Annotated in this window: 14 protein-coding genes and 1 pseudogene; 8 read left to right on the forward strand and 7 right to left on the reverse strand. The window is 71.3% G+C overall.

The features are described from left to right. Positions 1-180 precede the first annotated feature (180 nt). Positions 181-1,197: a helix-turn-helix domain-containing protein gene (locus OG520_RS04130; protein WP_399335054.1), complete on the forward strand. Its 1,017-nt coding sequence runs from the start codon at positions 181-183 to the stop codon at positions 1,195-1,197. Between the two features lie 150 nt (positions 1,198-1,347). On the opposite strand, the gene OG520_RS04135 is transcribed toward OG520_RS04130, so the two are convergent. Continuing rightward, complete coding sequence (locus OG520_RS04135) at positions 1,348-2,313, reverse strand: pirin family protein (RefSeq protein WP_399334939.1); 966 nt, start codon at positions 2,311-2,313, stop codon at positions 1,348-1,350. Positions 2,314-2,491: 178 nt separating this feature from the next. Here OG520_RS04135 and OG520_RS04140 point away from each other — a divergent pair, with 178 nt between their 5' ends. Then, positions 2,492-2,881 (forward strand): tetratricopeptide repeat protein, encoded by a 390-nt coding sequence (locus tag OG520_RS04140; RefSeq protein WP_406012212.1) that lies wholly within the window; start codon positions 2,492-2,494, stop codon positions 2,879-2,881. Between the two features lie 115 nt (positions 2,882-2,996). Next, the gene (locus tag OG520_RS04145; protein WP_406012213.1) at positions 2,997-3,503 is read left to right on the forward strand and encodes a GNAT family N-acetyltransferase; all 507 of its coding nucleotides are present in this window, start codon (positions 2,997-2,999) and stop codon (positions 3,501-3,503) included. 137 nt (positions 3,504-3,640) lie between these two features. On the opposite strand, the gene OG520_RS04150 is transcribed toward OG520_RS04145, so the two are convergent. Together OG520_RS04150 and OG520_RS04155 are read right to left on the reverse strand one after the other, a co-directional pair. Continuing rightward, positions 3,641-4,414 carry a CbtA family protein gene (locus OG520_RS04150; protein ID WP_406012214.1) on the reverse strand — a complete coding sequence of 258 codons (774 nt, stop codon included), beginning with the start codon at positions 4,412-4,414 and terminating at the stop codon, positions 3,641-3,643. Between the two features lie 27 nt (positions 4,415-4,441). Next, complete coding sequence (locus tag OG520_RS04155; protein WP_124720415.1) at positions 4,442-4,657, reverse strand: CbtB-domain containing protein; 216 nt, start codon at positions 4,655-4,657, stop codon at positions 4,442-4,444. A 259-nt stretch (positions 4,658-4,916) separates the two neighbouring features. On the opposite strand from OG520_RS04155, the gene OG520_RS04160 reads away from it, so the two are divergent. Together OG520_RS04160 and OG520_RS04165 are read left to right on the forward strand one after the other, a co-directional pair. Next, a complete protein-coding gene (locus tag OG520_RS04160) occupies positions 4,917-5,510 on the forward strand; it encodes a histidine phosphatase family protein (protein WP_406012215.1) in 594 nt (197 codons plus the stop codon). 170 nt (positions 5,511-5,680) lie between these two features. Continuing rightward, positions 5,681-6,562: a family 16 glycosylhydrolase gene (locus tag OG520_RS04165; RefSeq protein WP_406012216.1), complete on the forward strand. Its 882-nt coding sequence runs from the start codon at positions 5,681-5,683 to the stop codon at positions 6,560-6,562. Positions 6,563-6,633: 71 nt separating this feature from the next. Here OG520_RS04165 and OG520_RS04170 read toward each other — a convergent pair whose 3' ends face one another. Together OG520_RS04170 and OG520_RS04175 are read right to left on the reverse strand one after the other, a co-directional pair. After that, complete coding sequence (locus tag OG520_RS04170; RefSeq protein ID WP_406012217.1) at positions 6,634-7,110, reverse strand: hypothetical protein; 477 nt, start codon at positions 7,108-7,110, stop codon at positions 6,634-6,636. Positions 7,111-7,436: 326 nt separating this feature from the next. Further along, complete coding sequence (locus OG520_RS04175; RefSeq protein WP_399334955.1) at positions 7,437-8,879, reverse strand: dihydrolipoyl dehydrogenase family protein; 1,443 nt, start codon at positions 8,877-8,879, stop codon at positions 7,437-7,439. Positions 8,880-8,993: 114 nt separating this feature from the next. On the opposite strand from OG520_RS04175, the gene trxA reads away from it, so the two are divergent. Beyond that, positions 8,994-9,368: a thioredoxin gene (trxA, locus tag OG520_RS04180; RefSeq protein WP_406012218.1), complete on the forward strand. Its 375-nt coding sequence runs from the start codon at positions 8,994-8,996 to the stop codon at positions 9,366-9,368. Positions 9,369-9,471: 103 nt separating this feature from the next. On the opposite strand, the gene OG520_RS04185 is transcribed toward trxA, so the two are convergent. Further along, positions 9,472-9,753: a hypothetical protein gene (locus OG520_RS04185; RefSeq protein WP_399334959.1), complete on the reverse strand. Its 282-nt coding sequence runs from the start codon at positions 9,751-9,753 to the stop codon at positions 9,472-9,474. Positions 9,754-9,843: 90 nt separating this feature from the next. Further along, a complete protein-coding gene (locus tag OG520_RS04190) occupies positions 9,844-10,866 on the reverse strand; it encodes a LacI family DNA-binding transcriptional regulator (RefSeq protein WP_399334961.1) in 1,023 nt (340 codons plus the stop codon). Between the two features lie 49 nt (positions 10,867-10,915). Here OG520_RS04190 and OG520_RS04195 point away from each other — a divergent pair, with 49 nt between their 5' ends. Continuing rightward, positions 10,916-11,134 (forward strand): hypothetical protein, encoded by a 219-nt coding sequence (locus OG520_RS04195; protein WP_266430274.1) that lies wholly within the window; start codon positions 10,916-10,918, stop codon positions 11,132-11,134. A 139-nt stretch (positions 11,135-11,273) separates the two neighbouring features. Further along, a pseudogene (locus OG520_RS04200) lies at positions 11,274-12,786 on the forward strand (flotillin family protein). The last annotated feature ends 93 nt before the right edge of the window (positions 12,787-12,879 follow it).

Raw genomic sequence — 12,879 nt, forward strand, 5'->3', positions numbered from 1 at the left:
CGCGCCTGTCGAAAAAGTGACATGTCCGCTCGCCGACACTTCGCGCATATCGAAGTCGGATGGTCGTCGTGCGTGATAACGCGGACATCGTCCCCGGTGTGCGGGTGTGGTTAGATCACGCTGTGTCCGGTGGGTGGTACATCGGTTGGGGTGGGTGGGGGCGTCGTGAGAGGCGGACACGTGCTGGAGGCCGCGGGGATCGAGGCGGGGGAGGAGCGGGTGTACCGCTTCCTCGTCGGGGTGCGTGAGGCTGATGCCGCAGTGATCGCGGAGCAGCTGGGGCTCGAAGTGGCGCAGGCACACAGGCTGTTGGCATCGCTCCACGACAAGGGGCTGGTGGGGCGGGTGGCCGTTTCGCCGGTGGGGGGCGCGGTGCGCTATGTACCGGTGGCGCCCGATGCAGCGCTGCGTCCGCTGCTGCTGCGTGGGCATGAGGCGCTGGAGTCGGCGCGGCGGGGGGTGGAGCAGCTCACCGAGGAGTACCGGGCCGGGGGGCGGCGGCATGACGCGGGGCAGCTTGTCGAGGTGATCACGGGGGCGAGTGTGATCAGGCAGCGGCTGCGTCATATGGCGTACGGGGCCAGTGAGATGCGGTGGCTCTGCAAGGCCGGCCATGTGGCCATGCCTGCGGCGGAGAACGACGAGGAGTGGGAGCTGCTCGCCCGTGGGGTGCGGTACGAGGCCATCTACGAGCGCGCGCTGCTGGAGGAGCCCGGCATGGTCGACAACGTCGCCCGGAGCATCCGCGCGGGTGAGCAGGCGCGGGCTACCGGGACGCTGCCGGTGCGGATGGTGATCGCGGACGGTTCGATCGCCATCTGCCCGCTGATGCACGGCGGTTCGGGTGGTTCGCTGGGTGAGCCGACGGCCGCGGTGGTACACGGCAGCAGCCTGCTCGACGCGCTGATCGCGCTGTTCGAGAGCCAGTGGGCGGCGGCGTCGCCGCTGCACGTCACGGACTCCGGCGGGCTGGCCGACTTCGGCGGCAGCCCGCGGCCCGGTGCGAACGTCGCCGACGACGAGCGGTATCTGCTGTCCCTGGTCGTCGCCGGGGTCGCGGACAAGGCGATCGCCTCGCAGCTACGGGTCAGCCAGCGCACGGTGCAGCGCCGGATCCAGGTGCTGATGCAGCGCGCCGGCGCCGCGACGCGGACGCAGTTGGTGTGGCAGGCGGCGCGGAGGGGGTGGCTGTCGTGAGAGGGGTGGCTGCACAGGTGCCACCACATGCAACTGCCGACCGCCCGCGGAACCGACCCACGGCAGGCACAACTGCGTCCCCCCGCCGTACCGACGAGGGGACGCAGAGAGCGCACGCAACGGGGGCATCGGAGGGCACATCACCCCAGGTCAGCGCACCCGGCCTCGCGGTTTCAGCGCCACCGGCGGCAGGGCGGGAGCAGGCAGCCGGCCGCCGTCGTAGCCGTGCACCTCACCAAAGCGGGAGCCCTCCGCCCACGCTTGCCGGGCCTCCTCGATCTCCTCGTGGGACCGTCCGATGAAGTTCCACCACATGACGATCTCCTCCTCGAACGGCTCGCCGCCGAGGAGCATGAGGCCCGCGTCGGTGTCCCCGCGCAGGGGGAGTTCGGTACGGCCGCAGCCGAGGTAGAGCATCGAACCGGGAAGCACGGGCACACCGTCGACCTCGGCCTGACCGGACATGGAGAGCACCGCGTACTCGAAGTCCGGGTCGAGCGGCAGCCTCGCCTCGGCACCGGCGGTCAGGGCGATGTCGGCGCCAACGATCGGGGTGTACGCGGTGCCGGGCGAGGTCGTGCCGTCGAGTTCGCCCAGGATCAGGGTGGCGGTGAGGCCCGGGGCCGAGACGGCCGGCAGGTCGGTGTGGTGCTGGAAGTGGGGCTCGACGTGGCGGTGGGCGTCGGGCAGCGCGACCCAGAGCTGGGCGCCGTGCAGAAACCTCGCGTGGGACTTCGGGCTCTCCTCGGAGTGGCTGATGGCCCGGCCGGAGGTCATCAGGCCCAGTTCGCGCGGACGGATCGTACGGAGACTGCCGAGGCTGTCGCGGTGCAGGACCTCGCCGTCGTGCAGCCAGCTGACCGTCTGCAGGCCCATGTGAGGATGGGGCGGCACCTGCATCCCGGGTTCGCCCGCGATGTCGTCGGGGCCGTAATGATCGACGAAGGCCCAGGCGCCGACCATCCGGCGGCCCAGGTTGGGCAGCAGCCTGCGAACCTCGGTGGACTCGCCCAGCCGGACATGGCGAGGGGTGAGGAGTTCGCGTACGGGCTCGGCGACGACGAAGCCACGTCCCCCGCAGACGGAGAGTGCGGCCTGGCGATCGAGATTGCTCATGGCGCTCAACCTATTCCTGTGCGGGGCCGGGGATGACGGTACCCACGCCGACAATTTAGTGGAATATTCAACCACCATGCCGTGTTGCGGCCATTGCGGGACGACCGGGCGGGAGCCTGGTCGGTGGCTGGACGGAGCCGGGCGCGATCCGGGGACGGTCCATGACGGAGGAGGTCAAGTGAGCGACACCTACTACGAGTTCGGCACGGCTGCCGACCGCTGGAACCGTGCGCAGATGTTCTTCGAGGCGAAGGAGTACATGACCGCGGCCCGGATCCTGGAAGGGCTGGTCGAGGAGGTCCCGGAGCAGGTGTCGCCGCGTCTGCTGCTGGCCCGGACCTACTACCACTCGGCACGGCTCGGCAGGGCCGAAGCGGAGCTGCGGGCGGTACTGGAGCGCGACCCGGTGGAGCACTACGCGCGGCTGATGCTCGGCCGCACGCTTGAGCGCCAGGGTCGGGGCGCGGAGGCAGCCGGTCATCTGCGGATGGCGGCGGTGTTCTCCGGAGACTTCGACTTCGAATCCGGTTCAGGCCGGACGAGCTTCCCGGAGCCTTCCGCCGGGTGAGCCCGGGAAGGCCCCGACGCCGGGGTCGCGCCCCACGCCTCCGGCCGGTGGGATCCCGGCCGGACCATTCAATTCGGATGCCGGCCGGCCGTCCCGCGTGATACTTCACTCGCTCATGACCGACCTAGAGACCCCACGCCTCCTGCTCCACCCGATGAACGCCTCCGACGCCTTGCATGTGAGGGCGGGCACACCGGGGGACGGGGCGCACTGGGCGCCCGGCTACCCCTCCCCCGGCGAGAAGGCCGCGGCCGAGCGCTTTCTCGACACCTGCGCGCGGACCGGTGATCCCAGCCCCTTCGGTTCGTACGAGATACGCCGCCGCGAGGACGGCCGGGTGATCGGCGGGATGGGGTTCCACGGCGCGCCCGACGAGAACGGGAACGTCACGATCGGTTACGGCCTCGTCCCCTCGGCCCGGGGGATGGGCTACGCCTCCGAGGCCTTGCGCGCCCTGCTCCGGTTCGCCCGCGAGCAGGGTGTGAGCCGTGTGCACGGTGACGCCGACCTGGACAACATCGCGTCGCAGCGCGTCATGGAAGCCGTCGGTATGCGCCTGGTGAAGGAGGACGGGACATTGAAGTACTACCGGATCGACTGGGGCCCGCGGACCGAGGAGTGAGCCGGTGGCCGCCGGGCCCGCGGTGACGGGTCCGGCCGTCGGTCCGGCCCGCGCACGGCAAACGCCGGAACCCCGCCGGGAGCTCCCGGCGGGGTTCCGGTCCACGGCCTGCCCGCATATGCCGTGTGTCGTACCTGTCAGCCGGCCGCAGTGGCCGCCCGGTTCGCGCCGCTGTTCGCGGCCGCGGCGGTGCCGGTTGCCGGTACGAGAAGCCGGTCCGTCAGATAGCCGAAGAAGAGGCCGAAGGTCGCCCAGAGGGTGGCCTGCACGGCGAGGGTGCTCAGACGGAACTCCCACAGCAGGGCGGCCGGGAAGTCCTTGCCGACCTCGTTGTACGAGGGCAGGAACACATAGGCGAGCCCGATCACCAGGACGTAGGCGGCGGATGCCGCGATCGTCGCGTTCCAGTTGCCCAGACGGAGAGCCAGCCGTCTGCCGAGGATGACCGCGGCGACGGCCAGCAGCACACTGAGGGCGACCATCAGGAAGAACAGGGCGGTACGTCTGCCGATGGTGTCGGGATTGCCGACGGCCGGCGGGTTGGCCGGGTACTTCAGGAACGGCACGACGTACACCGTCAGCAGGGCCGCACCCGCGATCAGCGCGGCCGTGGCCCGGGGGCCGAATCTGCCGATCCGGCCGAGGGCATAGCAGAATACGAGGGCGGCGATGCCGCCGATCGCCACACCGAAGACGAGCACTCCGGTGGCGAGGCCGGCGGTGGACTGCATGGTGCGGCTGACCAGTTCCTCGCCGCCGTCGTGGTGATGGCTGTGCGACTCCTCCAGAGCGATGGCCGCGTCCACACGCGACTCACCGAGGAAGTAGGCGACGAGCAGAGCGAGCGCACCCGCGGCGAGGCCGGCCAGCATGCCGCGGACGAGCAGGGCTCTGACAGATATGGAGTTCATGAGGGTTCCCCTGGATCGAACGGTACGTCAGTGGCAGGGGAAACCGAGGAGGTGGCGGCCGTCGTGGACCCACTCGTGGACACCTTCGCCGGAGATGACCGCGGTGGCGCCCTGCTCGGCGCCGACGAAGTACAGCAGTACGAGCATGAGGATGCCGAAGAAGACCGCCCAAGGGGCAATGGCCTTCAGGGAGATGGGAGTGATCGCCGGTACGGCGGTGGCGGGGGCAGCAGTCTGTGCCATGGCAGAACCTCCTGAGGGAACACGCGTCCCGATCGTGGTGCCTGAGACGTGGGTGCTGGGTCTGACTTCCCGCACAGGTACGGGTTCACAGTGGCGCGACCGTGCCGGATTCTCACCGGACTTCCGTCACACCTACGTCATGTTCGCCGTGACCATACCGCTTGGGGACAGGCACCGCCATGGTGCCGGTGACCGGGCAGGATCGCCCTGATGCCATGGTGGGCACAGAGGTGCCGAAGTTCAGGGAGTCGAGCGGGTCATGACGGTACAGGTGATGTTGATCTCACCGGCGCTCAACGCCGCGCTGCGCGAGGCCCGTTTCGACGGCGACGCGCCGCTCGACGCTGCGGGGGCCCGCCGGGCCAGGGCCGCCGCGGCAGCGGTGCCCGCCGCCGACCGGCAGCTGCGCGGGCCGTCCGAGCGGTGCGCCGGGACCGCCGACGCGCTGGGGCTGCGCACCGGGCCCGAACCGGCCGTCCGTGGCTGGGACATGGGCCGCTGGAGTGGCCGACGGCTGGCGGCGGTCGGCGGCGAGGAGCCGGAGGCGGTGTCGGCGTGGCTCACCGACCCCTCGGCGGCTCCCCATGGCGGCGAGTCCCTGCTGGAGCTCTGTTCCCGGGCCGGGCGCTGGCTGGAGACGCTGGAGTCCGCCGGGGGCGGGGCGGGCCTCCGCGTGCTGGGCGTCGTGGAGCCGGCGGTGGTGCGGGCGGTGATCGTCGAGGCGCTCGCCCTGCCGCCGGAGGCGTTCTGGCGGCTGGACGTCGCCCCACTGACCCTGACCGGGCTCAGCGGCCGGTCCGGCCGGTGGAACCTGCGGTGCGGACAGCCGCTGTCCCCCGCACCGGCCGGCTGATGCCGTCGTTGAATGCAAGAAGTGTGGTCCATACCAAGCCCTTGACACCGTGTTGGTTCACTTCTTAAATCGCATACAGAACCAAGACCTCTCCCTGCTCCCCCACAACGAGTCTTTGTCATATGCATGGCAATCACTCGACCACTCTGTTCCGCACGGGAAGGACCCCCATGACCTCCCCCCGCCTCCCCCGCCGACTGCTCCTGTCCGCGCTCTGCGCACTCTCCGCACTCGCCCTCGTCCCGGCCTCTTCCGGTCTCGCGGCCGGAGTGCCCGCGCCCGGACCACGGGCCGCGGCAGCGGCGTTCACCGATGACTTCGACGGCCCCGCGGGCTCCGCCGTGGACGGCGCCAAGTGGCAGATCGAGACCGGCGACAACGTCAACAACCATGAACGGCAGTACTACACGGCCGGGAACAGCAACGCGGCGCTCGACGGCCAGGGTCATCTGGTCATCACGGCGCGTCGCGAGAATCCGAACAACTACCAGTGCTGGTACGGGACCTGCGAGTACACCTCGGCACGACTGAACACCGCCGGCAGGTTCACCCAGACGTACGGACACGTCGAGGCGAGGATGAAGGTGCCGCGCGGTCAGGGCATGTGGCCGGCCTTCTGGATGCTGGGCGACGACATCGGCCAGGTCGGCTGGCCGAACTCGGGCGAGATCGACGTCATGGAGAACGTCGGCTTCGAACCGTCCACGGTCCACGGCACCCTGCACGGTCCGGGCTACTCCGGCTCCGGTGGCATCGGCGCCGCCTACACCCTGCCCGGCGGCCAGGCGTTCGCCGACGACTTCCACACCTTCGCCGTCGACTGGGCGCCCGGCTCGGTGACCTGGTCGGTGGACGGAAACGTCTTCCAGCGCCGTACGCCCGCCGACCTCGGCGGCAACAACTGGGTGTTCGACAAGCCCTTCTTCCTGATCCTCAACCTCGCGGTCGGCGGCTACTGGCCCGGCGACCCGGACGGCAGCACCTCCTTCCCGCAGCAGCTCGTCGTCGACCATGTGCGGGTCACCACCAGCGATCTCCGGCCGCCTGTCTGACCGTTCGGCCCGACCGCCGGGCCCGACTCTGCGGTCGGGCCCGGCCATTCGGCCCTGCCGGTGAGTCCTGGTCACAGCATCCGCAACGACTGGTTGCGACCGCCCCGCCCGCCGAGGATGGCGATCGACTCGGGGAGGTGGCGGGAATGCCGGCGAAACGTTTCGTGGCCGGGGACGATCCCGTGCTGCGATTTCGCGGAGCGGTGTCGTTGCAGCACGGACCGGGCGGGTCGCGCCTCGCACATCGCGTGCACGACGGCCGGGTCCGTAGCGGCGGCCCGGTAGGCGGCGAGCGCCTCGGGCGCGAACAGCCGGGCGTGCGCCCCGAAGAGGAACGTCTCGGGGTCGCCCGCGATCATCCGCTCCGCCACGGGATACGGCTGGGCCATGAGGAACCAGCGCCACAGCTGCCTGGCCCCCGGTGCGTCCACCGCGTCCAGCGCGTCCGCCGTCGGCACGATGTCGAGCACCGCCAGCCGGCCCACCCGATCCCGATGGTCCAGGGCCGGCCGGTAGGCGCACCGGGCGCCCCGGTCGTGGCCCGCCACGACCGGGGCGGTCGAAGCCCAGCTCGCCCATCACCCGGACGAGGTCGCCGGCCGTGGCACGTTTGCTGTACGGCGACGGGCCGTCGCCGGTCCGGACGGCCCGCCCGCTCTCCCCGTACCCGCGCAGATCGGTGGCCACGACGGTGAACTCCGCGGCCAGTCGGGGGCGACGGCATGCCACATCGCGTGCGTCTGCGGAAATCCGTGCAGCAGGAGCACCGGTGGCCCCTCGCCCGCCCTGCGGACGCACGGGCCCGCCGTCGGCCCCGGCGACGGTCAGCGAATCGAATTCGCGGCCGTCCTCACGGCCGGCCCGCCTCGGAGGGCTACGCGTCCCGGTGCGCCTCCAGCAGCCGCAGCCAGACCTCACTGATCGTCGGATACGCGGGTACGGCGTGCCACAGCCGGTCGATGGGGACCTCGCCCGAGACCGCGATCGTCGCCGAGTGCAGCAGCTCGCCGATGCCCGGTCCGACGAAGCTGACACCGAGCAGGATCTCCCGGTCGAGGTCCACGATCATGCGGGCGCGGCCCCGGTAGCCATCCGCGTACAGGCCCGAGCCGGCCACCGCGGCGAAGTCCTGGTCGACGGCGCGTACCCGGTGGCCTGCCCGCTCGGCCTCGGCGAGCGTGAGGCCGACCGAGGCGGCCTCCGGGTCGGTGAAGACGACCTGGGGGACGGCCGCGTGGTCGGCGGTGGCGGCGTGGGCGCCCCAGCGGTCGGTCTCCAGCAGCGGTACGCCGGCGGCGCGGGCGGCGATCGCGGCGCCCGCGATGCGTGCCTGGTACTTGCCCTGGTGGGTGAGGAGCGCCCGGTGGTTGACGTCACCGACCGCGTAGAGCCAGGTGGTGCCTTCAACGCGGCAGCTGTCGTCGACGGTGAGCCAGGATCCGGGCTCCAGGCCCACCGTTTCCAGTCCGAGGTCGTCGGTGCGCGGGGCCCGGCCGGTGGCGAAGAGGATCTCGTCGGCCTCGACGTGTCCGCCGCCCGCCAGTTCCACGGTGACCGGGCCGTCCGGGACCGCGCGCCGTACGGAGGCGACCGAGACCCCGGTGCGGATGTCGGCGCCCGCCTCGGTGAGGGCCTGTCCGACCAGTTCGCCGGCGAAGGGTTCCATCCTCGGCAGGAGCCCCTTGCCGCGGACCAGCATCGTCACCCGGGCACCGAGGGCCTGCCAGACGGTGGCCATCTCCACTCCGACCACGCCGCCGCCGACGATCACGAGGCGGCCGGGCACCTTCTTGGCGCTCGTCGCCTCCCGGCTGGTCCAGGGGCGGGCCCCCTCGATGCCGGGCAGGTCGGGGACGACGGCGCGGCTGCCGGTGCAGACGGCGACGGCCTGGCGGGCGGTGAGCCGGTGCTCCGTACCGTCGGGCGCGGTGACGGACACCGCCTTCTTGCCGGTGAGCCTGCCCTGGCCCCGGTAGATGTCCGCGCCGATGCCCTCCAGCCAGGCGACCTGTCCGTCGTCCTTCCAGTGCGATGCGTACGTGTCACGGTGGGCGAGGACCGCCGGGGTGTCCAGCGGCCCCTGCACGGCGTCGCTGAGGCCCGGGACGCGGCGGGCGTCGGCGCGGGCGACCACCGGGCGCAGCAGGGCCTTGCTGGGCATGCAGGCCCAGTAGGAGCATTCGCCGCCGATGAGTTCCACCTCGATGACGGCGGCGCTCAGCCCGGCGGCGCGGGCCCGGTCGGCGACGTTCTCGCCCACCGGACCCGCTCCGATCACCACGACGTCGTACTCGGCGTTCAGGGAAGCATCTGTCATGGGGACAGTCTGGTCGTGGGTGTGCGCGGCGGCCACATGGGCAGGCGGAATAGCGCAAGTGCAGGCACCGTTGTCCGGACAGGTCCGAGCGGGCACAGGAAGAGGTAGCAGACAATGAGCACCGTTGAGCTCACCAAGGAAAACTTCGATCAGGTCGTCAGTGGGAACGACTTCGTCCTGATCGACTTCTGGGCTTCCTGGTGCGGCCCGTGCCGGCAGTTCGCCCCGGTCTACGACGCGGCGTCGGAGCGCCACGACGACCTGGTCTTCGCCAAGGTCGACACGGAGGCACAGCAGGAGCTGGCGGCGGCCTTCGAGATCCGCTCCATTCCCACGCTGATGATCGTCCGGGAGAACGTGGCGGTTTTCGCACAGCCCGGGGCGCTGCCGGAGGCGGCGCTGGAGGACGTGATCGGGCAGGCGAGGAAGCTGGACATGGACGACGTCCGCAAGTCCATCGAGGAGCAGCAGAAGGGGCAGAACACCTAGGGCTTCTCGTTTGGATCATGCCGTCACATCGGGGGCCCGGCCGGGGCGGACAGTGTCCGGGCGGTCGGGCCCCTCGTCGTGTCCGGGAGCGGGCGGCGCGGCCTCAGCGGTCGGCGTCGGTCCCGGCGTCCCGTTCCTCGATCCGGGCCGTGAGGCCGAAGGCCAGCTCGGCGCCGTCGACCAGCAGGGCCTCGACCGAGTGCGTCGCGGGGTCGATGTCCGCGACGATGCCCTCGCCGGAATACCGGGGGTAACCGGATGCTCCCGTCTCCCCGGTCGCCGACACGACCGCCGAGCGGATGGCGCCGCCCGGCTCGGCGGCCTCGGTGGTGTCCTCGGCGAATCCGGGGACCAGCAGGATCTCGTAACTCTGCGGATGGCTCATGGTCATGACGCTAGGCAAGCGGCACGCGGTACGCACGTTGCCGCGCTGCCGCACGGTGCGGTCCGGCCGTCGCGACCGGCCCCCGGCGCTTCATGCGGACTCGCGCCGGACCGCCCCGGCCCGCAGGAGGTCGTGGTGTTCGGGGGCACCGCCGGGGTCCCGCACCAGCCGGTCCACGAGGTCCGCCAGTGGCTGCGCCGTGGCCAGCTCCATGCGTACGGTGCTGAGCCGGGGCCGCAGCAGCCTGCCCAGCATCAGGTCGTCGGCACCGATCACGGCGGTCTCGCGGGGCACCTCGACGCCCGCGTCCTGGAGGGCCCGCATCAGGAGCATCGCGTATTCGTCGTTGTAGGCGAACACGGCGTCGAGGTCCAGGGTGCGCCAGCGGGCGGCGAGCCGGGCGGCCGACTCCTCGTCGTACCGAAGCGGCAGCGGCTCCACCCGGGCCCCGTGGAACCGGGCGGCCTGCCGGGCCCCGGTCAGCCGGGGTTCGGCGAAGGGGCCCAGTCCGCATTCCTCGGGCATGACCACGCCGATACGTCGCCGGCCGCTGTCCAGCAGATGTCCGACCGCGCAGCTGCCGACCTCCCGCTGGTCCATGACGAGCGCGTGGGCGCCCGGCACCGGACGCGGGCCGAGGGTGATCACGGCCTTGGCCCCGGACCGCTTGAGCACGGATATCCCGTGCGGGGTGAGGTCGATCGTGCCGGGGGCGATGACGGCGACCGGGCGGAGTTCTGCCCAGGCGCGGGGCGCGTCGTCGGGGTCCAGTCCGGTGCTGCCGTACTGGACGACGGTGTAGTCGAGGCGGCGCAGCCCCGATTCCAGTTCGTGGAAGAAGCGGTGGTGGAGCGGGCCGGCCGGGAGGTTCACGGTGGGCAGCAGCACCATGCGGGTGTGTCCGGCGCGCAGGCTCCGGGCCGCTGCGTGCGGCACGTAGCCCAGTTCGGTGGCCGCTTCCCTGACCCGGCGGCGGGTGGTCTCGCTGATCCGTACGGACGCGTTGTTGTTCAGCACGTACGACACGGTGGCCCTGGAGACCCCGGCGAGCCGTGCGACGTCGGCGCTGGTGGGGACGGGGGGTTCGGTGGGCTGGTTCGGTAACTGGCTCATGGCGTCGGGCAGTCTCCCAGACCCGCGGTGCGTGGGTACGCTCCGGGGCATGGATGAATCCTCGATGGTGGGGCTGCTCGGCCGGGTGACCGGGACGGTGGGGCCGGGACTGGTCGGCGAGGTGATGGTACGGATCCGGGGAGGCGCCGAGCACTTTCTCGCGCATCCGGCCACGGCGAAGGAGCGCATCGAGGTGGGCACGGTGGTGACGGTGATCGAGCATCTGCCACCGCGCACGGTCTATGTGGCTCCCGCGTACGGGAGTTGAGGCCCGAGCGGAGGGCTCTTGACGGTATTCGTCGTCAAGAATTCGGCAAGGATCCGCACGCGTCTTCTGCACCGTCGCGAGCAGGAGAAGACTCCCCCGTGGTCAGCGGTGCCGACGGGGTGCCGCGATAGGGGGGCGCATGCCGATGTTCATCGGCGTCACGGCGGGTCTCGCACTCGCCGCCATCATTGTGTTGTTCGGCCTGTTCAAATTGATGTGGCGCGTGGCCGAGCCGAACGAGGCACTGGTCATCTCGGGTTCCAAGCACAAGACCGAGGGCCTGGGTCAGGGCATGGGGTTCCGGATCGTCACCGGTCACGGCACGCTCGTCCTGCCCGGGGTCCAGGCGGTGCGGAAGATGTCCCTGGATCTCAACGAGACCGAGCTGTCCGTCGATTGCGTCACGCATCAGGGGATTCCCCTGCGGGTGCGGGGCGTCGTCATCTTCAAGGTCGGCGACGACTTCGTGTCGATCGCCAATGCGGCCCGCCGCTTCCTCGATCAGCAGAAGCTGATGTCGGAGCGGGTGCACAACGTCTTCGCCGGTCATCTGCGGTCCATCGTGGGCGGGTTGACGGTCGAGGACATGATCCGGGACCGGGAGAAGCTCACCGGGCAGACGCGGGCCGCGTGCGGGACCGAGATGGAGAAGCTCGGGCTCATCGTCGATTCGCTCCAGATCCATGAGATCGAGGACCCGACGGGATACATCAAGAACCTGGCGATGCCGCACGCGGCGGCCGTGCAGCGGGACGCCCGGATCGCACAGGCCGAGGCCAACCGCCTGGCCACCGAGGCGGAGCAGCAGGCCGCCGCCCGGATGTCGGAGGCGACCCGGGACAGCGAGATCCTGCAGGCCGGGTATCAGGCCGAGCGCGACAAGGCGGCGGCGAGCTCCCGGCAGGCGGGTCCGCTGGCCGATGCGGCGGCCCGCCAGGAGGTCGTGGTCCAGGAGACCAAGGTCGCCGAACTGGAGGCCCAGCGGCGCGAGCAGCAGCTCCAGGTCGATGTGCGCAAGCCCGCGGACGCCCAGGCGTACGAGAAGCGCACCCTGGCCGAGGGTGAGCGCGACGCCCGGATCTCGGCCGCCGAGGCGAAGGCGCGGGAGACGGAACTCGCCGCGGTCGCGGAGGCCAACCGGGTCAAGACGGCAGCACTCGCCGAGGCGGAGGCGACGAAGGCACGCGGCGCCGCCTCCGCGACGGCTACCAGGGCGACGGGCGAGGCGGAAGCCGCCGCCGCCCAGGCCAAGGGGCTGGCGCTGGCGGAGGCGGCCCGTGCCAAGGGTCTCGCCGAGGCGGAGGCGATCAAGGCGCGGGCGGCGGCGCTGGCGGAAAACCAGGAGGCGGTCGTCGCCCAGCAGTTGGCCGAGAAGTGGCCGGAGATCGTCCAGGCGGGCGCGGGCCTTCGGCAGCGTCGACCACATGGTGCTGCTGAACGGGGCCGACGGCATGTCCGACATGTTCGCGAAGGCGCTGACCATGGGCGGCACGGGCCTGGGACTGGCCCGGCAGTTGCTGTCGACGATGAGTCAGAGCGACCCGGCGGAACCGGCGCCGCAGGTGAACGGGGTGGCACCGGCCACCCCGCCCTCACCGCGCAAGCAGCGGATTCCGGTGACGGGTGATCAGGAGGGCGGCTCGCCCTCCTGACCGGTCCGGCGGTGGCCGGTGCCCGCCCCGCGACCCGGGGCGGGCACCGGCCCCGCTCCACGGAATCGGCCCCGCAGGTCATACGGTGTGGGG

It is taken from the genome of Streptomyces sp. NBC_00984, assembly GCF_045162475.1.
Lineage (GTDB): Bacteria > Actinomycetota > Actinomycetes > Streptomycetales > Streptomycetaceae > Streptomyces.